Consider the following 21706-nt stretch of genomic DNA (forward strand, 5'->3'; position numbering starts at 1 on the left):
CGTACATCGAAGGATGCAGTCCGGTCTCGTCGCCGCCGACGACGCGGCGGCCCGGATCTCGCGGGACGGTAGGGGAGACGGGCAGGAGAAGGGAGAACGGGCCGTGATCGTGGGACTGATCGTCGCCAGCGAGGTCGGCTTCTGGGTGATGCTGCTCGCGGGCCTGTGCGTGCGGTATGTCCTGAGGAAGCCGCGGGTGGGGGCGGCGCTGCTGGCCTGTGTCCCGCTGCTGGACGTGGTGCTGCTGGTCGCGACCGTGGTCGATCTGCGGCGGGGCGCCGAGCCGTCGACGGCCCATGGGCTGGCCGCGGTCTACCTGGGCTTCTCCGTCGCGTATGGGCACTACATGATCAATTGGGCGGACGGGCGCTTCGCGCACCGGTTCGCGGGCGGCCCGCCCCCGGTCAAGCCGCCGAAGTACGGCGCGGCGCGGGTGCGGCACGAGTGGCGGCTGTGGCGGATGACGCTGATCGCGGTGGCGATCGCGGTGACCGTGCTCCAGGTGTGCGTCTGGCTGATCGGCGACGGGGACCGCAGCGAACCGATGGTGGGGTGGCAGCGGCAGATGGGCATGATCGCGGGTATCCATCTGCTGGTCGCCATCTGTTACACCGTCGCGCCGCCCAAGGAAAAGGGAGGCAAGAAGGCGACCGGGGACCAGGACCGGCCCCGGTCCCTCACCAAATCCTGATCAGCGGTTCTCGCCAGGCACCCACAGCACGTCCCCGACCTCCTTGTTGGCCACCCGGGCCAGGATGAACAGCAGGTCGGAGAGGCGGTTCAGATAGGTGGCGGCGAGCGGGTTCATGGACTCCCCGTACTCGTCGAACGCCGCCCACGTCGAGCGCTCGGCCCGGCGTACGACGGTGCACGCCTGGTGCAGCAGGGCCGCGCCGGGCGTGCCGCCGGGGAGGATGAAGCTGCGCAGCTTCTCCAGCTCTTCGAGGAAGAGGTCGCAGTCCGCCTCCAGCTTGTCGATATAGCTCTGTTCGACGCGCAGCGGCGGGTGCTCGGGGTTCTCGACGACCGGGGTGGACAGGTCCGCGCCCACGTCGAACAGGTCGTTCTGGACGCGGACCAGCACGTTGACGATCTGCGGGGGCAGCGCCCCCAGCGCGATGGCTACCCCGATCGCGGCGTTCGCCTCGTTCGCGTCGGCGTATGCGGCGATCCGCGGATCTGTCTTGGTGGTGCGGCTCATGTCGCCGAGGGTCGTCGTGCCCTTGTCTCCGGTGCGCGTATAGATGCGGGTGAGTCTGACCATGTGTCCGAGCCTACGCGCGGGGGGATGGAGAACAGTCGCTACGCCCCGGCCTTGCGGAACACCCGGGTGCCGATCGTCATGGACACCGCGCACAGGGCGAGCCCGACCAGCGCGCCGACGCCGACCGTGTCCCAGCCGTAGTCCCCGACGTACGCGGCGCGCACCGCGTCCACGAGGTAGCGGAACGGCACACAGCGCGAGACGGCGTTCAGCCAGCCCGGGGCCAGGGCCATCGGCAGCAGGATGCCGGAGAGCAGCATCGCGGGCATGTTGACGGTGCTGATGACCGGGGCGAACCCCTGCGGGCCGTCGACCCGCATGGCCAGCGCGTACGACAGCGAGGCCAGCGAGATGGTGAGCAGGCCGACGAAGACGAAGCCGACGACCACCCCGAGCACGGGGGCGCGCAGCCCCAGCGGAACGGCGGCGATCACCAGCACCAGCGACTGGACCAGCAGTTGGACCACGTCCTTGAGCGCGCGGCCCAGCAGCAGCGCGAGCCGGCTGACGGGGGTGACCCGCATCCGCTCGATCACCCCGAACTGCTTCTCCAGGAGGATGCCGAAGCCGGCGAACGCGGCGCTGAACAGGCCGAGCTGAATGAGCAGTCCGGGGACCAGCGTCTGCCAGGAGTCGCCCTCGCCGCCGAGCGGGACGTCGCGCAGCAGGGGACCGAAGAAGACGAGGTAGAACATGGGCTGGAGCAGCCCGAAGGCCACGGCGACCTTGGAGTTCATGGCCTGGCGCAGATAGCGGCCGAAGATCAGGCCGGTGTCGGAGAACAGGTTGGACACGGCGTAAGGCTCCTGGGTCGTCAGACGGCGATGGGGTCGGGGTCGGGCCGCTGTGCGCCGCGCCCGGTGATGGCGATGAAGGCGTCCTGGAGGGTGGCGTCCGGCGATCCGCCGTACTCGGCCTTGAGCCGCGCCGCGGTGCCCTCGGCGACCACCGTGCCCTTGTCGACGATGACGAGCCGGTCGGCGAGCGCCTCCGCCTCGTCGAGGTAGTGGGTGGTGAGGAAGACCGTCATGGTGTGATCTGCGCGCAGGCGCCGGATCAGCTCCCACAGATCGGCGCGGCTGCCCGGGTCGAGCCCGGTGGTCGGCTCGTCGAGGAAGAGGACGGCGGGGCGGTGGGTGAGGCCCATGGCGATGTCGAGGCGGCGCCGCTGCCCGCCGGACAGGGCGCCGCACTTGCGGTCCAGCAGCTCGGTCAGGCCGAGGTCGGCGGCGAGTTCCTCGGCGCGGGCGGTCGCCTCGGCCTTGCCGAGCCGGTAGAGGCGGCCCTGGGTGGTGAGTTCCTCGCGGACGGAGACGGACGGGTCGACGCCGCCGGACTGGGCGACGTACCCGATCTTCCGGCGCACCCCCGCCGGGTCGCGGGCGAGGTCGTGCCCGGCGACGGTCGCGGCCCCGCCGGTGGGCGGGAGCAGCGTGGTGAGCATGCGCAGGGTCGTGGTCTTGCCCGCGCCGTTGGGGCCGAGGAAGCCGAGGATCTCGCCCGGCCGGACGGTGAGGTCGATACCGCGCACGGCCTCGACGGGGCCGTGCTTGGTCTGGAAGGTCCGGGCGAGCCCGGCCGTGCTGATGACAGGCATGCGCCTAGAAAAGCAGGGAGACTTAAATTTTGCAACGACCCCAAAAATTGAGAGGCTCCATCGAAGCTAGGATGAGGCCATGGCGGAAGGACTCAGGGAGCGGAAGAAGCGGCAGGTCAAGCAGCGCATCTCGGACATGGCCACCGCGCTGTTCCTGGAACACGGCTTCGAGGCGGTCACGATCGCGGCGGTCGCCGAGGTCGCGGACGTCTCGGTCAACACCGTCTACAACTACTTCCCCGCCAAGGAAGACCTCCTTTTCGACCGCGAGGACGAGGTCGTCGAACGCCCCTCGCGGCTCGTCCGGGAGCGCGGAGAGGGCGTGCCGGCGGTGCGGGCGGTGCTGGACCGGCTGCGCCAGGACGTCGCGGAGCGCAACCCGTACGCCGGGATGGACCCGGGCTACGCACGCTTCATGCAGGTCATCCAGGAGTCGCCGACGCTGATGGCCCGGCTGCTGCGGATGCAGGGCCAGATCGTCGACCGGCTGGCCACCACCCTGCGCGAGGAGACCGGCGCCGCCGCGGACGACCCGACGCCCGAGTTCATCGCCCACCAGCTCGTCGGCATGCAGAACGCCGTCCACCGCAACATCGCGCGCTGCCATGCCACGGGCGGCACCTCCGAGCAGCTCTCCGCGGAGCTGCTGCGGCAGATCGACGTCATGGAGTCGCTCCTCAGTGAGAGCGTTCTCAACTATGCGGTGAAGAACACACCGTGACGCGCCTTACTAGGGGCTGCCACAAGGGGTGAACGGGCGTTAAGGTCCGGCCATTGGCGTCAGTTACTCAACGTACGAAAGGACGTGGACGTGGCCAGGAAGCTCGCGGTCATCGGGGCCGGACTCATGGGATCCGGCATCGCACAGGTCTCCGCCCAGGCGGGCTGGGACGTGGTGCTCCGTGACGTGACCGACGAGGCGCTGCGCCGCGGCACCGACGCCATCCGGGCCTCGTACGAGAAGTTCGTCGCCAAGGGCAAGCTCGAGGCGGAGGCCGCCGAGCAGGCGCTGGCGCGTATCACGACCACGACCGACCTGGACGCCGCCGCCGACGCGGATGTCGTCGTGGAGGCCGTCTTCGAGAAGATCGAGGTCAAGCGGGAGATCTTCCGCACGCTCGACGGCCTGGTCAAGGACGAGACGATCCTCGCCTCCAACACCTCCGCCATCCCGATCACCAAGATCGCGGCGGCCACCGAGCGCCCCGAGCGGGTCGTGGGCACCCACTTCTTCTCGCCCGTGCCGATGATGCAGCTGTGCGAGCTGGTGCGCGGATACAAGACCAGCGACGAAACCCTCGCCGCCGCCCGGGAGTTCGCCGAGGGCGTCGGCAAGACCTGTATCGTCGTCAACCGCGACGTCGCGGGGTTTGTCACCACCCGGCTGATCTCCGCGCTCGTCGTCGAGGCGGCCAAGCTGTACGAGTCCGGAGTGGCCACCGCCGAGGACATCGACATCGCCTGCAAGCTGGGCTTCGGCCATGCGATGGGACCCCTCGCGACGGCCGACCTGACCGGCGTGGACATCCTGCTGCACGCCGCGGAGAACATCTACACCGAGTCCCAGGACGAGAAGTTCGCGCCGCCGGAGATCATGCGCCGCATGGTCGACGCCGGGGACATCGGACGCAAGAGCGGCGGCGGGTTCTACCGCTACTGACCGCCGCTACTGACCGCCGGTACCGACCCGGCGGCACCGATCCGGCCCGACATGGACGCTCTATCTGCCCCTGACGCACATCTCAAACGCAATCGGGGGCAGACGCACCCTTGCGGGTGAATTCGGTATCGGTTCGCTTACAAGCGGCAACTTCACCGCATGAGACACAGTCAATTCGGTAGACCAGATTGACAAATGGGAGACAGGGGGCGCCCCCGCCGACGAGGGCTGGGGGAACGCCACATTGGGGAGCGCATATGTATATCAGGGGCGACCACGCCGAGCTCGCCGTCGGGGGCCGACTCGACGTCCGGAGCGCGGCGGACGCCCGTACGGCCTTGCACACCGCCCTTGAATCCGGCGGCGGGGACCTCGTACTCGACCTGACCGAGCTCGACTCCTGGGACGCCACCGGGCTCGGCGTGATCATGGGGGCGCACCGGAAGGCCGGCCGAGCGGGCCGGCGGCTGGTGCTGCGCGGGGTGCCGCCCCAGATGCAGCGGCTGCTCGTGGCCACCCGGCTGCACCGGATCCTGGCCATCGAGGGCGGACTCGAAGTGGAGTCGCTGCCGCGCGTGTGAGTGCGGGAACGTAGCGGGCCGTCAGATGGCGCGAAGGCTCCGGGACGGGGCGCGGGGCGGCGCGAAACCCCTTCCCGTCGGTGGATACTGTGTGGAGATCTAGGGTTCGGTCACTCCGCCGGACACCATTCCCTACGGCGGGCACCGCACCGGAAGAGACGGCAAGGCGAGCGTGCGGACAGGCCGGAAGCCGGACAGAACGCCACGCACCTGGGGGGCTTTCACCATGGATCCGACGAACCACAGACCGGAGGAGCCCGGTCGTGACCACCCGACCACGCGCCCGGCCCCGCGCCCGGCCGAGGGCCACAGCCCCACGCCCCCGCCCGTGCGCACGGTCCAGCTGGTCTCCGGCGACTACCTGCTGACGATCAACCCGGTCGACGGCAGCGAGATCGAGCCCTGCCCGCCCGGAGAGCGGCCCGACTTCCCCGAGCGCCGCGGCCCCGACGAGCGCGCCGAGCTGCGCCGCGCCGCCGCCCCGCCGCTGCCCGCGGGCGCGGTGGGCTTCGAGGTGCCGGTGCTGGAGCGCGAGCGCCTCACGCGGCTCCTCGCCCGCGGCCGTTCGGTGCGGGTCACCGGGCCCTCCGGCGCGGGCCGCAGCACGCTGCTGGACGCCGTCGCCGCGGACTGCGAGACCCTGGCGCCCGACGGGGTGATCCGCCTCTCCGGCTACCGCCGCACCCCCACCGACCTCCTGTACGAGCTGTACGCGGCGGTCTACCGCGCCCCCCTGTACCGCCCCGACCGCACGGAGCTGTCGGCGGCGGTCGCGGAGGTCGGCGCGGTCGTCGTCCTGGACGACATCGAGTTCGGCGGCGCCGCGCTGGACGAGTTCCTGGACGCGATGCCCGAGTGCGCCTTCCTGATCTCGGCCACCCCCTCCGTCGCGGCGCCCTCCGCCGACTCGCACCTCGAGGAGGTCTTCCTCGCCGGGCTGAGCCGCAGCGGGTCCCTGGAGCTGCTGGAGCGGGCCGTACGGCGCCCGTTGGCGGAGGACGAGCGGGGCTGGGCCGCGGACCTGTGGTTCGAGTCCGAGGGGCTGCCGCTGCGGTTCGTCCAGGCGGGAGCGCTGCTGCGGCAGCGCGACGCGCTGCGCGCCGAACAGGCCGCTCCCGAGGAGGAGGCGGGCTCTGCCGACGCCTCGGGCACTGCCGGGCACTCGGACGGGGCCGGGGCACGCGACATCCCGCTGCCGACGCTCGCCGAGGGCGCGGCCCCCGTCGCGCTGATCGCCTCCCGGCTGAGCGAAGCGGCCCGCGACACCCTGCGGTTCGCGGTGGCGCTCGGCGGCGAGTGCCCGCACCAGTCGCATCTCCCCGCGCTGGCCGGGGACACCCACGCCGACACCGCGCTGGGCGAGCTGATCGCCGGCGGCCTGGTCACGCCCGCCGGGCCGCACTACCGGCTGGCGGTCGGCGTGGCCGACCAACTGGCCGCCGACGGCTACGCGGACGGGCAGTCCGAGCGGGCGAGCGCCGTCGCCCAGCACTACGCCTGGTGGACCGGCCACCCCTCGGTCGCCCCGGAGCGGGTCGCCGTCGAGGCCGACGCGATCCTCACCGCGATGGCCGCCCTGGTCGCCGCCCGCGAGCCGGGCCGCGCCGAGACCGCCGTGCTGCTGGCCCGCAGCGCCACCCCCGCCTTCGCCGCCGCGCTGCACTGGGGCGCCTGGGAGCGCGCCCTGCGCCACGGCCAGGAGGCCGCACGCCTGGCGGGGCAGGTCGCCGAGGAGGCGTACTTCCACCACGAGCTGGGCGTCCTCGCGCTGTGCACGGGCAATCCGGACCGGGCGCGGGCCGAACTCGAGGCGTCCATCGGGCTGCGCGGCGTGCTGGCCGACAAGCGCGGCACGGTCGCGGGCCGGCGCGCCCTGGCCCTGGTCACCGACCGCACCCGCGGCCCGGCGGGCCCCGGCGTCTTCGCCGCGCCCGGCGGCCGTACGGGGGCGGGCGAGGAGGGCCCGGACGCGCGCCATGACACGTCGGCCGCGCCGTTCGACGGGGTGTCCGCGGGGCGCCGGGACCCGGCCGACACGGAGATCACGGTCGTCACGCCGCGGGTCGAGACGACCACGCGCATCGACCGCACCGATGTGCTCGCCGCGATCGGCGCGGCCGGCCCGGGCGGCCCCGAGGGCAAGGGCGGCGGAGCCGGTGCGGGCCGCCAGGGCGGCGGCCGGACCCCGCTGGGCCGCCGCATCGCGGCGCTCACCCGCACCCGGCGCAATCTGCTCGCGGCGGGCGCGGGCGCACTGCTCGTGGCCGTCCTCGGCACGGTGGTGGCCCTCGGTATCGCCTCGGGCGACGGGGACAAGGGCTCCACCGACACCGTCAAGCCCGGCCAGTCGTCCTCCCGGAAGGACGACGACAAGGGGCTGACCGCCGAGGAGCCCACGAGTGACGCGGGCGAGAGCGGGCAGCCGGGCCCCAGTAGCGCCCCCGGGACGCCCACGGCCCCGTCCACGCTCGGCAGCGACTCGCCCAGCGCCTCCGAGAGCCCGACCGCCCCGTCGTCCAGCGGCGAGGCGTCGCCCACGGCCGAGCCGCCGTCCCCGTCCTCGTCCGAGCCCACCACGCGTCCCCCGACCCACCGCCCGACGACGCCGCCGACCACCCCGCCGACGCCCACCAAGACGCCCCCGACCACCCCGCCCACCACTCCGCCCACCAGCTCCACCACGAGCCCCGGCGGCGACACCACCAACACGGCCAGCGGACCGGCGACCACGGCGAGCAGCTCCCCGACCTCGCCGGGGTCTTCTGCGTCTTCTGCGTCTTCGCCGAGCGTGTCGGCGTAAGGCGCGACGGCGGCATACAGCACGCGGCGCGGCCCGGCGATGCCGGACCGCGCCGCGGCGCGTTGCGGGCCGAATCGGCCGCGGGGTCAGAACAGCCGCAGCTTGTCGTCCTCGATGCCGCGCAGCGCGTCGTAGTCCAGCACGACGCAGCCGATGCCGCGGTCCGTCGCCAGCACCCGCGCCTGGGGCTTGATCTCCTGCGCCGCGAAGATCCCCTTCACCGGGGCCAGCAGCGGATCGCGGTTGAGGAGTTCCAAGTAGCGGGTGAGCTGCTCCACACCGTCGATCTCCCCCCGCCGCTTGATCTCCACCGCGACGGTGGCGCCGTCGGAGTCCCGGCAGAGAATGTCCACGGGGCCAATGGCAGTGGGGTATTCACGCCGAATAAGCGTCCAGCCATCGCCAAGTGTCTCGATACGGTCGGCCAGCAACTCCTGGAGATGGGCCTCCACCCCGTCCTTGATCAGACCGGGGTCCACGCCGAGTTCATGCGAGGAGTCGTGCAGCACTTCCTCCATGGTGATGATGAGCTTCTCGCCGGCCTTGTTCACCACCGTCCACACATCGCCGTCGCCCTCCTTGAGGGTGCACGGCGGAGACATCCAGTTGAGGGGTTTGTAGGCCCGGTCGTCCGCGTGGATCGAGACACTGCCGTCGGCCTTCACGAGGATCAGACGGGGTGCCGAGGGGAGGTGGGCCGTGAGCCGGCCGGCGTAGTCCACGGAGCAACGGGCGATGACGAGACGCATGGTCGGCAACGCTACTCGACGGCGGGTGGCCTACGCGATTCGCCCGACGATGGCCCCCTTCGAGAGTGGCTGGTTGTGAACGCATTCTCCTGGTGCGCCCGCAGTGGCCGAATTACCGTTGAAGCGGGCGGTCGTCATGCGGGTACGCTCCGTCGCCGTCCGCTCATCCGTCCCTGAGACCCCGGTCCCCGGGGTCGCGAGAGGAGATTCCATGTCGCTCGACGTCTCACCGGCCCTTCTTGCGCAGGCCGAGCGAGGCGAGGTCGACGAAGCCGACTTCGTCGACTGCGTCCGGACCTCCCTTCCCTACGCATGGGAGATGATCAGCTCTCTGGTAGCCCAGTTGAAGGTCGACGGCGGGGAATTCGCCGACAACCAGACGCCGCCGCCGGACGAGCAGGCCCGCGGCCAGCTGCTGCGGGCGCTCGCGAGTGACGCGATACGAGGTGCGCTCCAGCGCCACTTCGGGGTTCGGCTCGCCTTCCAGAACTGCCACCGCGTGGCGGTGTTCCCGCTGGACGCGTCGGTTGACGAGAGACTCGCCCGCTTCACGTCGACGCGCGGGCAGCTGCTGAACCAGTCCCCCGAGCTGCGCGACTGCTGACCCGACTGCCCGCTGCCGCTCCATGAGGGGGAGGTGTCCTGAGCGCGGAGGTCTTCAGTGCGGCGGAGGTCTTCAGCGCAGGAGCGGCAGCACCTCGGCGCCCAGCCGGCGCACGTTCTCCTCCGTGGTCGCCAGGTCTCCCGAGCCCTCGACCAGCAGCGCGAAGCGGCGGATGCCGGTGCGCTCCGCCGTCGCCGCCAGCCGGTCCGCGCACAGCCGGGGCGGCCCGACCGGGTGCAGCCCGCACAGCAGCTCGGCATAGGCCAGCGGGTCGCGCATCCGGCGCGGCCGTCCGTCCACCGTCACATGGGCGTCGAGCCCCTGGCGCAGCCAGCCGGGCATGGCCTTGACGAGGGTCTCCACCGCCGCGGGGCGGGCGTCCGCGACCTGCACCACCCCCGCCGAGACATGCTCGGCCGCCACCGCCGCCACCTTCTCGGGGGAGTGGCCCGCCGCGAGCGCGGAATCTCGCCACAGCGTGACCGCCTCGGCCTTCTCATCGTCTCCACAGTGCATCCCCAGCATCATGGGCAACGCGCGCTCGGCGGCCAGCCGCACACTTCCCGGTGAAGTACAGGCCACGATCACCTGGGGGCCGGGTGCGCCCTGCGCCTCGTTCCCCAGCGCCTCGACACGCAGCGCCTCGTCGGGGCGCGGTACGACCGGCACCTCGCGGAAGACGAATCTTTCGCCCGCCGCGGCCACCCGCGGCTCGCGCAGCCAGCGCAGCAGCAGGTCCAGCGATTCGGGGAAGTCCCGCTCGTACGCCCGCAGACCGGTGCCGAACACCTCAAGGTCGACCCAGGGCCCGCCCCGGCCGACCCCCAGGGTGAAGCGCCCCCCGGAGACGAGGTGGAGCAGCGCCGCCTGCTCACCCAGCGCGACCGGATGCGCGGTCGGCAGGACGCTGACCGCCGTGCCGACGCCTATCCTGCGGGTACGGCCGAGCAGCAGCGCGGCGAGCGTGACCGCCGACGGGCACACCCCGTACGGAACGAAGTGGTGTTCGGCGAGCCACACCGCGTCCAGCCCCGACTCCTCGGAGAGTTGCGCGGACCGTACCGCCCGGTGCAGCGCCTCCCCCTGGCCCTGACCCGGGAATTGAGCGGCGAGGATGAAAGCCCCCACGCGCATTGCCATCTGCCTCCTCTTGCGGCCGCCGCCGCTGACACGGGCACCCTCCCCCGCACAGGCAATAACGCCTGACACGTGCCAAAGGCACGGCCTGGCAAGAAATTCTCATGATGATCGGAGGACGGTTGTGGACACGGCTTTCCGGGACCGTGACGGTAACGCGTACGCTGGTCACAGCCAGTAGCCCAGCGTCCTTCGAGGTGCCCCGTGTCCCCACGCCGAAACCGCCCGCGAGGCGGCGAGAAGCCGATCGGCAGCCAAGACGAAGACCGCGCGGACCGCTATGGGCTGGAGTCGACCCAGTGCTGGCAGGGCGAGGAGTGGGTGGTGCGCCAGGTCGGCGGTGGCGCCGCCGCCAAGCACTACCGCTGCCCCGGCTGCGACCAGGAGATCCCGCCCGGTGTGCCGCACATTGTGGCCTGGCAGCAGCACAGCGGCGTGGACGACCGCCGCCACTGGCACAAGTCCTGCTGGAACGCGCGAGACCGCCGGAGCGCGAAGCTCCAGCGGTCCCGTAACGCACCGAGGTATTGACCGGGGGATCAGCCCATCACACGTCGCGCTTCTCCAGCAGCGCGTATGCCGCGATGAACGCCGCGGCCGTGATCCCGGCCAGCATCCCCACCTGCGACCAGCCGGTCCCGAGACTGTCGTCGACCTGGAAGAGCGCGGCCAGAGACTGGGGCGAGGAATACTTCTGCATCTTCTCGCCCAGGGTCTGAAGGCTGCTCGACATCATCAGGAAGGCGGGGAGGATGGCGGGCAGCAGCACCACACCGAGCATCGCGGTGATCGCGCCGGCGGAGTGCCGCAGCATGCTGCCGACCGCGAGCGACAGCAGCCCGAGCAGCGAGACATACAGCCCGGCCCCCAGGGTCGCCCCGACCAACTGCTTGCTCGTCGGCTCCTGGACGCCCGGCCCGCTGTGCATCCCCGTGCTCACAAAGGCCACGAACGCGAGCGCGGCGGTCGTGGTCACAAAGGACATGAAGAAGAAGACGAGGGCCTTGGCGGTCAGCACGCGCGAGCGCTGCGGCGAGGCGGTGAAGGTGGTGCGGATCATCCCGGTGCCGTACTCGGAGGTGACGACGAGCACGCCGAGCGTGACGATGCACAGCTGGCCCAGCAGCGTGCCGAACAGGCCGGGGATGGTGGTGGGGGTGGAGGAGTAGTCGCTGTCCTTGGTGCCCGAGGCCACCAGCAGCCCGATGCCGATGACCAGCGCGACCATGACGCTCAGCGTCCAGATCGTCGAGCGCACCGACTTGATCTTGGTCCACTCGGAGGCGAGCGCATTCCCCAGGTGCGTGCGCCGGATCGGGATCGGCGAGGTGTATCCGGCGACGGGGGCGGCGGAGGCGTAGGGCTGCTGCGGCGCGGCCGGCATCCCCGGCACGGCCTGCATGCCGGGCTGTGCCGCCTGCTGTGGCGCGTACTGCTGGGCCTGCGGGTGCGGCGCCTGCTGCGGGGCGGCCGGCATGCCCGGCGCGCCCGGCTGCTGCTGAGGCGCCTGCTGAGGCGCCTGCTGGGGCGGCTGCGGCGGGGTGGGCGGCTGGGACGCCTGGGCCTGCTGCTGGTAAGGAGTGCTCATCGGGCGTCCTCGCTGTCGCGCTTGTTCATGTCGGCGGGGGCCGGCGCGGCGGCCGGAGCCGGGGGAGCGGCGGGAGTCTGCGGCGCGGCGGGCGCGCCCTGCCCGGCCGGGGGCTGCTGCGGCTGCCAGGGGGCCTGACCCGGGGCGGGCTGGCCGGGCGCGGGCTGGCCCGGGGCGGGCTGGCCGGGCGCGGGCGGCGGGTTGTAGCCCGGCATGCCGCCCATGGGCGGATAGCCGCCGGGCACGCCGCCAGCGGTCGGCGGGGCGTAGCCGTACGCGCCCTGCGGGGCCATGCCCGGCACGGCCTCCTGGAGCCCCGCCCGCTGGTCGGCGGTCGAGCGGTAGTCCACGGCGCCCTGCGTCATCCGCATGTACGCCTCCTCCAGCGACGCCTGGTGCGGGGAGAGCTCCCACAGGCGGACGTCCGCGCCATGCGCCAGGTCGCTGATCCGAGGCAGCGGCAGCCCGGTCACCCGCAGCGCGCCGTCCTGCTCCGGCAGCACTTGGCCGCCCGCCTCGCTCAGCGCGGCGGTCAGCTTCTCGCGCTGGTCCGGCTCCCCGTCGGGGGTGCGGACCCGCGCGAAGTCCGCGGAGTTGTAGGAGATGAAGTCCTTGACGCTCATGTCGGCGAGCAGCTGCCCGCGCCCGATCACGATCAGGCGCTCGGCGGTCAGCGCCATCTCGCTCATCAGGTGGCTGGAGACGAAGACCGTGCGGCCCTCGGATGCCAGCTGCTTCATGAGGTTGCGGACCCACAGGATGCCCTCCGGGTCCAGACCGTTGACCGGCTCGTCGAAGAGCAGCACCTGCGGGTCGCCCAGCAGCGCGGCCGCGATGCCCAGCCGCTGCCCCATGCCCAGCGAGAACCCCTTGGACCGCTTCCTCGCCACGCTCTGGAGCCCGACCACGCCCAGCACCTCGTCGACCCTGCGGGCCGGAATGCCCGACAGCTGGGCCAGGCACAGCAGATGCTGGCGCGCGCTGCGGCCGCCGTGCACGGCCTTCGCGTCGAGGAGGGCACCGACCTGCCGGGGGGCGTTGGGCAGTCGGCGGAAGGGGTAGCCGCCCACGGTGACATGGCCGGCGGTGGGCTCGTCCAGCCCCAGGATCATGCGCATCGTGGTCGATTTGCCGGATCCGTTGGGTCCCAGGAAGCCGGTCACCGTGCCCGGCCGCACCTGGAACGACAGGTTGTACACGGCCGTCTTGGCGCCGTAGCGCTTCGTCAGGCCGACTGCCTCGATCATGCTCCGCCCCTCGTGCGATGCGTCCGGGGCGCGTGCCCCCGTGCGGGTAAGGAGAATAACCGCGGGGCGGCGGTTCCCGTTAAGCGAGAGTCGAGAGCGGATCGTAACCCCGCAGCACCCACCCCTCCGCCGCAAGCACCGAGGCCGCCGCCTCGCGCACCGTACGGTCCGCCGCCGCGCGCCGGATCCAGGCCCGCGGGTCCGGCCCCAGCAGGTCCCGCAGCCGCGCCGAGGACGCCAGCAGCCCCGCCAGCAGCGCGCCTTGGTCGCCGCCGCCCGGCCGCGGCCTGCCGGAGGGCCGGTCCGGCGCGCCGTCGGGGCTCGCGAGCACACCCCGCACGCTGACGTAGAGATACGCGCCGCCCAGCGGCTCCCCGGACGGCAGCACCATGGGGAAGCTCGCGCCGGGCAGCAGGACGCGCCGGTAGTTGGGGAATTCGGTGGCGTCCACCGACGCCAGCTGGTCGCCGTCGAGCCAGCTGACCACCAGCGGGGTCTCGGCCGCCGGGTCCGCGTACGGCGCGGCGGCGACATACCCGTACCGTCCGATGTGCGCCGAGCAGCCCACCGCTATGCCGCGCACCCGCACCGGCACCATCGGCACGGCGGCCGGAGCCCCGAGCGCCGTCAGCTTGTGGTGCAGCTGCGCGGGCGAGGCGTTGGAGCCGACCGCGATGACCGGATGGCGCTGCCCCGACGGCACATGGCCGAGCCGCGCCAGCACGGCGTCGAGCGGTTCGCCCGGCGGGTCGAAGGGCGCCCCGGGCACCGGCCAGCCGCCCGGCCCGCCCGGACCGGGCGTCAACTCCCACAGCTCACCCCCCGCGAGAAGCGCGGGCGCGGTCACGGGCCGGCCGGGATAGGTCAGCGGCCGTATCGCCGGCACATCGGCGAACCCCAGGGCGGCGAGGGTGCGGTCGGTCACACGGGGAGGCTACGCGCCACGGCCGCACGCCCGTAAGACGTCGTACGCCCGTCGCCCAGCCGTAAGGCGCCGTACGACCCCAGGACGCCGGGTACCGGTAGCGCCCGCGGCCGACGCGCCGTCATGCGCGTGCCCCGCGCCGCACGAGGCGGGCGCGGGGCACGAGATGAGCGCGTGATCCGACGTCAGGAAGTCCTGGGCGTCAGCGGCTCTGCTGGGCCGGGACACCGCGCGAGATCGGCTCGTCCTCGGTGGGGGAGCCGGCCGCGGCCACCGCGGCACCGGTCAGCGTGGCCAGCATCTCGCGGACGTTGGTCAGCTGGGCGTTGATGCTGTCGCGGCGGTTGGTGAGCGCCGCCAGCTCGCGCTCGGATTCGCTGCGGATGCGGTCCGCCTTGGCGTTGGCGTCGGCCACGATGTCCTCGGCCTGGCGCTGCGCGGTCTCCACCGTCTGGCGGGCGCGGCGCTCGGCGTCCGTACGCAGCTTCTCGGCCTCCAGGCGCAGCTGCTCCGCCCGGTGCTCGATCTCCGCCAGCCGCTTCTCGGCCTTGGCCTGACGGGAGGCCAGGTCGCGCTCGGACTGCTCGCGGCGCTTGGCGAGGTTCGTCTCGAAGTCCGCGGCGGCCTGGGCGGCCTTGGCGCGGGTCTCCTCGAAGAGGGAGTCGGCCTCCTCGCGCTTCTGCTGCGCGTCCTTCTGAGCCTCCTGGCGCAGCGTCGCCGCGTCGCCCTTGGCCTTCTCGACGATACGCGCGCCGTCGTCCTCCGCCTTCGCCTTGCGCTCGGCGGCGAAGGACTCCGCGTCGTTGCGCACCTGCTGGGCCGCCGACTCGGCGAGCTCACGGTGCTGTTCGGCGGCCCGGCGGGCCTCCTCGCGCAGGTCCTTGGCCTCCTCCTCGGCGAGACGGAGGATCTTCTCGACGCGCGCGCCGAGCCCCGCGTAGGACGGCTCCGCGTCGGTGATCTGGGCCTGGGCGTTCTGCGTCTCGAGGTGCAGCTCCTCGATGCGCTTTTCCAGAGAGGTGATGCGGGCCAGTGCACTGTCACGGTCGGCGACGAGCTTGGTAATGCGGTCGTCCACCTGACCGCGGTCGTACCCACGCCGCACGAGCTCGAAGCCGAAGGGGGAGGAAGTGTCGCTCATGGGGTTCCTGTCGAAAGAGACCGGTGAGGTGATAGAGGGAATCCTAGGGGGCCAAACGGCGTGTCATCGAGTCAACGTCCGTTTGATCTGGAGAATGTCCAGCCTTTTGAGTGGCAGACAGCCAGACGGCTTGTCACTCGTCGGGATGATACGGACACGACACGGGGTGTGTCTCTAGCGCCCCTGCCCACGAACACTACGATTCGGCAGCACCCGCCCCCAGGACCGCTCAGCCGTCCGAGCGCTTGCCGCTCGATCGCGTCCCGGCACCGGCCGCCGTCTTCACCCCACCGCTCTCGTTCCTTCCCGAGTTTCCGCCCGAGCTGCCCCCGGACGCGGGGGCCTCAAAGGACTCCAACGCCGCAAGCACGTCCTGGACACGGGAGATCTCCGCGTTGATGTCCTCCTGACGCCGCTTGAGCAGCTCCAGCTCCCGCTTGCCGTCGTCCACGATCCGCTTGGCCTCGGCCTCCGCCTCGGCGCGCCTGCGGTCCGCGTCCCGCGTGGCGTCCGCCTTCTTCTGCTCGGCCTCCTTGAGCAGCGACTCGGCCTTCTTCACGGCGGCGATACGGACCCGGCTGGCCTCGCTGTTGGCGTCCGAGACCAGCGTCTTGGCCTTCTCCTCGGCCTTCACCAGCTGCGCGGTCGCGGCGGCGACCAGCTTGTCCACCCGCTCGCCCGTCGCCTTCATCTGCTCCGCGGACTCCCGGCGGGCCCGCTGGTGCAGCTCCTCGACATCGGCCTCGGCCCGGGTCCGAAGCTCCTCGGCCCGGTCCCGGATGGCGGTCGCGTCGCCCCGGGCCTCGCCGAGCATCGTGTCGGAGTCCGTACGGGCCTTCTCCACCAGGCTGTTCGCCTGCGCGGTCGCCTCGCCGACGAGCCGGTCGGCCTCCTTGCGGGCGGCGCCGACCATCATGTCGGCCTGCTCCTCGGCGGCGGTCGCGGACCGCAGCGCGGCCTCCCGCGCCTCCTTCGTCAGCCGGTCCGCCTCCGCCGTGGACTCGGTGATCAGCCGGTCGACCTGGTTCGCCGCATCCGAGCGCCGCTTGTTGGCGTCCTCGCGTGCGCCGTCGACCATGCGCTCGGCCTCGGACTGCGCCTTGGCGCGGACCCGCTCCGCCTCCGCTGACGCCTCGGCCGCCACCCGCTCCGCGTCCGCGCGGGTGCGCGCCGCGTGCTGCTGCGCCGAACCCACCGTCTCCGACGCCTCGGTGCGCAGCCGCTCGGCCTCCGCGCCGGCGTCCGCCAGCAGCCGCTCGGCCTCCCTCGTGGACTCGGTGATCAGCCGGTCGGCCTGCCCGGCCGCCTCCGAGCGGATGTTGTTGGCGTCCCCGCGGGCCTGGGCCCGGGTGCGCGCCGCGTCCTGCTCGGCCGTCGCCCGGGCGTCGGACGCCTCCGTACGCAGCTGCTGCGCCCGCGCATTGGCCTCCGAGACCAGCCGCTGGGCCTCCTCGGTCGCGCCGGTGACCAGCGTGTCGGCCTGCTCAGCGGCCTCGCTGCGCTGCTTGTTGGCGCTCCGCCGCGCATCGTCCAGGACATCCTGGGCCTCGCCGCGCAGCCGCTCGGACTCGCTCGTGGCCTCGGTGACCAGCCGGTCCGCCTGCTCGGCGGCGTCCGAGCGGCGCCGGTTGGCCTCCTCCCGGGCCTGGGCGGAGAGCCGGTCCGCCTCTCCGATGGCCTCCGAGACCGTGCGCTCCGCGAGCGCCTTGGCGGCCTCCGACTCCTCGTGGGCCTCGCGCCGCAGCCGCATCGCGTCCTCGGCGGCCCGCTCCCGCTCGGCGTGCGCGTCCCCGCGGACCCGGTCCGCCTCCGCCTGGGCCTCGTGGCGGGTCCGGTCCGCCGCATGCTCGGCCGCCGTACGCAGGCCCGTGATCTCCGCCTCGGCCTGCTCGTGCAGCCCCGCGACCGAGTCCCGCACCTGCTGCGCGGTCTGCTCGGCGGCGGCCACCAGCTCCGCCGCGTGCCGCTCGGCCTCCTCGGCCAGCCGCTGCGCCTCGGCCTGCGCCTCGGTGACCCGGTTGCGGGCGGCGGCCAGCAGCTCCTCGCTCTGCTCATGCGCCAGGCTGCGCTCGCGCTGGGCCTCGTCGCGGGCGTCGCCCAGCGTCTCCTCGGCCTCGCGGCGGCGGCGGGCCGCCTCCTCCTGCGCGGCCGCCAGCGCCTCGGCGGCCTCGGCCCCGATCCGCTCGGCCGCCGCGTTGGCCTCCGCACGCACCCGGTCGGCCGTGTCCTGCGCCTCGGTGCGCAGCCGCTCGGCCTCCGCGGCGGCCTCGCCGCGCAGCCGCACCGCGACCGACTCGCCCTCGGCACGCATGTTCGACGCGTCCGCGACCGCCTCGTCGCGCAGCCGGTCCGCCTCCACCTCGGCCTGCTGCCGCAGCGCGGCCAGCCGGTCGGCGGACTCGGCGCGCAGCCGCTCCGTGTCGTCGGACGCCTCCCGGCGCAGCCGCTCGGCCTCCTCACGGGCGTCCCGCAGCGCCTGGTCGGCCGAGGCGAGCCGCTGCTCGGCCTCCCCTTGCAGCCGGGCCAGCTGGGCCTCGGCCTCCGCGCGGCGGTCGGCGGCGGCCGCCTCGGCCTCCTCGCGGGTCCGCCGGGCCGCGTCCGCCGCCTCCGTCCTGACCTGCTCGGCCTGCGTCTCGGCCGAGGTCACCAGCTCCTCGGCCTCGCCGCGGGCCCGCTCCAGCGCCTCGTCGGCCTGCCGGCGCAGCGACGCGGCCCGCTCGATCGCCTCGGTCCGCACCCGCTCGCTCTCGGCGGTCGCGCCCGCGCGGGTCTCCTCGGCGCCGGTCTTCGCCTTGGCCAGCAGGTCCTCGGCGGTGGTCGCCGCCTCCTCGATCTGCTGGACCGCCTCCCGGCGGGCCTCGGCGCGGATCCGCTCGCCCTCGGCCACCGCCTCCGCGCGCAGCTGCTCGGCCTCGCCGCGCAGCCGGCGCGCCTCCTCCTGGAGCTCGACGGTCTTGGCGCGGTACTCCTTGGTGTCGTCCTTCGCCGCGCCCTTCAGCTGCGCGGCGGTGTCGTGCGCCTCGGCCCGCAGCCGGTCCGCCTCGGCCTCCGCCTTGCCCCGGATCCGCTCCGCCTCGTCGGCCGCCGCCTTCGTGGTGGCCTGCGCGTTCTCCGAGGCCTTGGTCAGCACCTCCTCGGCGCTGCGGGCGGCCTTGGCCAGCTGGGCCGCCGAGTCCTCGGCGACCTTGGCGCGCGCCGTGTCCTCGGCCTCGGCGAGCAGCCGCTCGGCCTCGGCGCGGGAGTCGTCCCGCACCTGCTCGGCCTCGGCGCGCAGCGCGTCGGCCTCCTTGGTGGCCTCCCCGACCAGCCGGGCGATCTCCGCCTTCGCGGTGCGGGTGCGCTGCTCGTTGTCCGTCTCGGCGGCCGACAGCCGCTTCTCCGCCGCCTCCTTGGCCTCCGCGAGCACCTTCTCGGCCTCGAGGCGCGCCTCGCGCAGCGACGTCTCGGCCTCCTGGATGCGCAGCTCGGCCGCCCGGGTCAGCTCGGTGGCCTGCCGGCGAGCCTGGTCGGACTCGGAGGCGGTGGAGGTGCGCAGCTGCTCCGCGTGGTGGCTGGCCTCCTGCGCCTGGGCGCCGGCCGTGTTCACCAGCCGCTCGGCCTCGGTGCGGGCGCGGCGCAGGATCCCTTCGGCCTCCGAGCGGGCCGACTCCGCCTCCGAGCCGAGCCGGTCGCGGGTCTGGTCGGCCAGCCGCTGGGCCTCGGCGCGGGCGGCGGCCAGCGCCTGCTCGGCCTCGGCCCGGGACTCGTCCATGAGCCGGCGCGCCTGCGCCTCGGTCCGGGCCCGCAGCTGCTCGGCCCACGCGACGTTCTCGTTGACGTGCGACTCGACGGTGGCACGGCGCTCGGAGAGCTCCTGGTCCAGCCGCTGACGGCGCGCCACCGCCTCGGCATGCAGCTCGGCTTCGAGCCGGGCCTGCCGCTCGGCCTGCTCCTGGAGCAGCCGCTGGGTCTGGGCCCGGGTCTCGCGCACCTCGCGCTCGGCGTCGGCGCGCAGCTGCTCCGCCTGGACCTGCGCATTGCGCAGCAACTGCTCTGCCTGGTAGCCGAGGTTGGCGCTGTCGTAGGCAGGGCGGCTCGCGAGATTGCGGCGCGCCTCGTGCAGCTTGGCGCGCAGCACCTCGACTTGGTAGCCGAGGTCGTCGGCGTGCTGGACGGCCTTCTCCCGCTCGGTCTTCAGCCGCTCCATCTCGGCCTCGAACTTCGAGAGGTGGTCGTCAGGCTCGTAGCGGTCGTAGCCCCGCACTGCGCGGTCCCATCCGTCCCCTGGTCGCGGTGGCGGCCGACTCCGTACCTGGGGGTGCCACGTGGCACCTCGCGGTCCCGACCTGGCGCCCGGCCGTGGCGGCCGGACCGGAGCTAGCCCTTCCGAAGAAATGGTGTCAGATCATCGGCAATGCCTGGGCCGGACCCTGATCCTTTCCGATCTCGTTCCCGTACCCCGGCCGAGGTTGCACTCTACCGGCCGGGGAAGCGGAAGGTCAGTGGTCCGCTTGAGTGGTGGACTTCCTCGCTCCCGCTTGTGCGGGTCGCTTCGGTCGGGTAGGCGGGTCCGGCGGGGGGTTTGCTGAGGTCAGTGGTCTGCGGGCGGGGTCTCGGACGGGTTCTCGGGCTGGTCCGCGGAGTGGGCTTCGGAGTGGTTTTCGGGAGTCTGGGCGGCCGCCGACGTGACGAGCTCGGTGAGCACGCCGTGACAGTCCTTGGGGTGCAGGAATGTGATCCGGGAGCCCATCGAGCCGCGGCGCGGCTCCTCGTACAGCACCCGGATGCCCTTGTCCCGGATGGCTTCGGAGTCGGTGTCCACGTCCGCCGTCCCGAAGGCGATGTGGTGCACCCCCTCGCCGTTCTTGGCCAGCCACTTTCCGACGGCCGAGTCCTCCCGGACGGGCTCCAGGAGCTGGAGGTACGAGGCCCCGCCGTCCGAGGTCTCGTTGATCTTGAGCATGGCCTCGCGGACCCCCTGCTCCTCGTTGGTCTCGGTGTGGAACACCTCGAAGCCATACGTGGCACGGTAGAACTCGACGGTCTTGTCGAGGTCGAAGCAGGCGATCCCGATGTGGTCGATTCTGGTCAGCATGGTTCCAGTGCACCGCCCACACGGCTGGTTACGCAACGTGCGCGCGATCACACTGATGGCCCGGTGACCGGGCGGGTACTCGTCAGTACATTGACGATAACCCTCGTTAACTTCCTTCTCCTCTGGAGGACGCACCATGACTCGGACATCTGTGATCGTGGCGGGCGCGCGCACGCCGATGGGGCGGCTGCTCGGCAGCCTGCGGTCGTTCTCCGGAGCGGACCTCGGCGGGATCGCGATCAAGGCGGCGCTGGAGCGGGCCGGAATCGGCGGCGAGCAGGTGGAGTACGTGATCATGGGGCAGGTGCTCCAGGCGGGCGCCGGGCAGATCCCCGCCCGGCAGGCCGCGGTCAAGGCCGGCATCCCCATGGCGGTGCCCGCACTGACCATCAACAAGGTCTGCCTGTCCGGGCTCGACGCCATCGCGCTGGCCGACCAGCTGATCCGGGCCGGCGAGTTCGACATCGTGGTCGCGGGCGGCCAGGAGTCCATGACCAACGCCCCCCACCTGCTGCCCAAGTCCCGGGAGGGCTACAAGTACGGCGCGGTCGGGATGCTCGACGCCATGGCCCACGACGGGCTCACCGACTCCTTCGAGGGCATCGCCATGGGCGAGTCGACCGAGAAGCACAACACCCGGCTGGGCATCCTGCGGCCCGACCAGGACGAGGTCGCCGCGCTCTCCCACCAGCGGGCCGCCGCGGCCCAGAAGAACGGCCTGTTCGACGCCGAGATCACCCCCGTGGAGATCCCGCAGCGCAAGGGCGACCCGGTCGTCTTCAACAAGGACGAGGGCATCCGCGCGGAGACCACCGCGGAGTCGCTCGGCAAGCTGCGGCCCGCCTTCGCCAAGGACGGGACCATCACCGCCGGGACGTCGTCGCAGATCTCGGACGGGGCGGCCGCCGTGGTCGTGATGAGCAAGGCCAAGGCGGAGGAGCTGGAGCTCGAGTGGATCGCGGAGATCGGGGCCCACGGCAATGTGGCCGGACCCGACAACTCCCTCCAGTCGCAGCCGTCCAACGCGATCGCGCACGCGCTGGGGAAGGAGGGGCTCGAGGTCTCGGATCTTGATCTGATCGAGATCAACGAGGCGTTCGCGGCGGTCGCGGTCCAGTCAATGAAGGATCTTGGAGTTTCCTCCGAAAAGGTGAATGTGAACGGCGGCGCGATCGCCCTCGGGCATCCGATCGGGATGTCGGGCGCGCGCATCGTGCTGCACCTGGCCCTGGAGCTGGGGCGGCGCGGCGGTGGCGTGGGCGCGGCGGCGCTGTGTGGTGGGGGTGGGCAGGGGGATGCGTTGATCCTGCGGGTGCCGCGCTCGTCGTAGGTAGTGCTC

The 21706-nt window shown here is 72.7% G+C and carries 19 protein-coding genes; 8 read left to right on the forward strand and 11 right to left on the reverse strand.

The genetic code is table 11. The annotated features are described in order from the left end of the window. Nucleotides 1–13 precede the first annotated feature (13 nt). Entirely contained in the window at nucleotides 14–691 is a 678-nt protein-coding gene (locus ACZ4WQ_RS19815) for a hypothetical protein (RefSeq protein ID WP_398371529.1), read from the forward strand. Here ACZ4WQ_RS19815 and ACZ4WQ_RS19820 read toward each other — a convergent pair whose 3' ends face one another. From ACZ4WQ_RS19820 to ACZ4WQ_RS19830, 3 genes are read right to left on the reverse strand one after another with little or no spacing between them, the layout of a single operon-like run. Further along, nucleotides 692–1264 carry a cob(I)yrinic acid a,c-diamide adenosyltransferase gene (locus ACZ4WQ_RS19820; RefSeq protein ID WP_385339071.1) on the reverse strand — a complete coding sequence of 191 codons (573 nt, stop codon included), beginning with the start codon at nucleotides 1262–1264 and terminating at the stop codon, nucleotides 692–694. It lies immediately after the preceding gene. A 38-nt stretch (nucleotides 1265–1302) separates the two neighbouring features. Further along, a complete protein-coding gene (locus ACZ4WQ_RS19825) occupies nucleotides 1303–2058 on the reverse strand; it encodes an ABC transporter permease (RefSeq protein ID WP_398371531.1) in 756 nt (251 codons plus the stop codon). A 20-nt stretch (nucleotides 2059–2078) separates the two neighbouring features. Beyond that, nucleotides 2079–2861, reverse strand: coding sequence for an ABC transporter ATP-binding protein (locus ACZ4WQ_RS19830; RefSeq protein WP_398371533.1), 783 nt, complete (start codon nucleotides 2859–2861; stop codon nucleotides 2079–2081). 79 nt (nucleotides 2862–2940) lie between these two features. On the opposite strand from ACZ4WQ_RS19830, the gene ACZ4WQ_RS19835 reads away from it, so the two are divergent. The 4 genes from ACZ4WQ_RS19835 (at nucleotide 2941) to ACZ4WQ_RS19850 (ending at nucleotide 7902) form a co-directional block, all read left to right on the forward strand. Beyond that, a complete protein-coding gene (locus ACZ4WQ_RS19835) occupies nucleotides 2941–3582 on the forward strand; it encodes a TetR/AcrR family transcriptional regulator (protein ID WP_398371535.1) in 642 nt (213 codons plus the stop codon). A 90-nt stretch (nucleotides 3583–3672) separates the two neighbouring features. Next, entirely contained in the window at nucleotides 3673–4521 is an 849-nt protein-coding gene (locus ACZ4WQ_RS19840; RefSeq protein WP_311727912.1) for a 3-hydroxyacyl-CoA dehydrogenase family protein, read from the forward strand. Nucleotides 4522–4778: 257 nt separating this feature from the next. Further along, nucleotides 4779–5102, forward strand: a complete 324-nt coding sequence (locus ACZ4WQ_RS19845; RefSeq protein WP_311727915.1) for an STAS domain-containing protein — start codon at nucleotides 4779–4781, stop codon at nucleotides 5100–5102. 226 nt (nucleotides 5103–5328) lie between these two features. Further along, the gene (locus ACZ4WQ_RS19850) at nucleotides 5329–7902 is read left to right on the forward strand and encodes an ATP-binding protein (protein ID WP_398371538.1); all 2574 of its coding nucleotides are present in this window, start codon (nucleotides 5329–5331) and stop codon (nucleotides 7900–7902) included. An 86-nt stretch (nucleotides 7903–7988) separates the two neighbouring features. Here the strand turns inward: ACZ4WQ_RS19850 and nucS are convergent, their stop codons facing one another. After that, nucleotides 7989–8651: an endonuclease NucS gene (gene nucS / locus ACZ4WQ_RS19855; protein WP_311727917.1), complete on the reverse strand. Its 663-nt coding sequence runs from the start codon at nucleotides 8649–8651 to the stop codon at nucleotides 7989–7991. A gap of 211 nt (nucleotides 8652–8862) precedes the next feature. Between nucS and ACZ4WQ_RS19860 the strand changes: the two genes are divergently transcribed. Then, on the forward strand, nucleotides 8863–9255 hold the full coding sequence (locus tag ACZ4WQ_RS19860) for an SCO5389 family protein (RefSeq protein ID WP_311727918.1): 393 nt from the start codon (nucleotides 8863–8865) through the stop codon (nucleotides 9253–9255). 72 nt (nucleotides 9256–9327) lie between these two features. On the opposite strand, the gene ACZ4WQ_RS19865 is transcribed toward ACZ4WQ_RS19860, so the two are convergent. Beyond that, on the reverse strand, nucleotides 9328–10389 hold the full coding sequence (locus tag ACZ4WQ_RS19865) for an LLM class flavin-dependent oxidoreductase (protein ID WP_311727919.1): 1062 nt from the start codon (nucleotides 10387–10389) through the stop codon (nucleotides 9328–9330). Between the two features lie 207 nt (nucleotides 10390–10596). Here ACZ4WQ_RS19865 and ACZ4WQ_RS19870 point away from each other — a divergent pair, with 207 nt between their 5' ends. Beyond that, the gene (locus ACZ4WQ_RS19870) at nucleotides 10597–10923 is read left to right on the forward strand and encodes an ATP/GTP-binding protein (RefSeq protein ID WP_311727920.1); all 327 of its coding nucleotides are present in this window, start codon (nucleotides 10597–10599) and stop codon (nucleotides 10921–10923) included. Between the two features lie 16 nt (nucleotides 10924–10939). Here the strand turns inward: ACZ4WQ_RS19870 and ACZ4WQ_RS19875 are convergent, their stop codons facing one another. From ACZ4WQ_RS19875 to mce, 6 genes are all read right to left on the reverse strand, one after another. After that, nucleotides 10940–11980: an ABC transporter permease gene (locus tag ACZ4WQ_RS19875; RefSeq protein ID WP_385339057.1), complete on the reverse strand. Its 1041-nt coding sequence runs from the start codon at nucleotides 11978–11980 to the stop codon at nucleotides 10940–10942. After that, a complete protein-coding gene (locus ACZ4WQ_RS19880; RefSeq protein WP_311727922.1) occupies nucleotides 11977–13227 on the reverse strand; it encodes an ABC transporter ATP-binding protein in 1251 nt (416 codons plus the stop codon). The genes ACZ4WQ_RS19875 and ACZ4WQ_RS19880 overlap by 4 nt, the downstream gene beginning before the upstream one ends. Before the next feature lie 79 nt (nucleotides 13228–13306). Further along, a complete protein-coding gene (locus ACZ4WQ_RS19885; protein WP_385339053.1) occupies nucleotides 13307–14152 on the reverse strand; it encodes a hypothetical protein in 846 nt (281 codons plus the stop codon). Nucleotides 14153–14354: 202 nt separating this feature from the next. Beyond that, nucleotides 14355–15293 carry a coiled-coil domain-containing protein gene (locus ACZ4WQ_RS19890; RefSeq protein ID WP_311727924.1) on the reverse strand — a complete coding sequence of 313 codons (939 nt, stop codon included), beginning with the start codon at nucleotides 15291–15293 and terminating at the stop codon, nucleotides 14355–14357. Nucleotides 15294–15522: 229 nt separating this feature from the next. Beyond that, complete coding sequence (scy, locus tag ACZ4WQ_RS19895) at nucleotides 15523–19536, reverse strand: polarized growth protein Scy (RefSeq protein WP_398371543.1); 4014 nt, start codon at nucleotides 19534–19536, stop codon at nucleotides 15523–15525. Nucleotides 19537–19863: 327 nt separating this feature from the next. Then, on the reverse strand, nucleotides 19864–20367 hold the full coding sequence (gene mce, locus ACZ4WQ_RS19900; protein ID WP_311727926.1) for a methylmalonyl-CoA epimerase: 504 nt from the start codon (nucleotides 20365–20367) through the stop codon (nucleotides 19864–19866). Nucleotides 20368–20503: 136 nt separating this feature from the next. Between mce and ACZ4WQ_RS19905 the strand changes: the two genes are divergently transcribed. Then, nucleotides 20504–21697, forward strand: coding sequence for an acetyl-CoA C-acetyltransferase (locus tag ACZ4WQ_RS19905; RefSeq protein WP_385339046.1), 1194 nt, complete (start codon nucleotides 20504–20506; stop codon nucleotides 21695–21697). The last annotated feature ends 9 nt before the right edge of the window (nucleotides 21698–21706 follow it).

Source organism: Streptomyces sp. NPDC028305 (genome assembly GCF_055569495.1).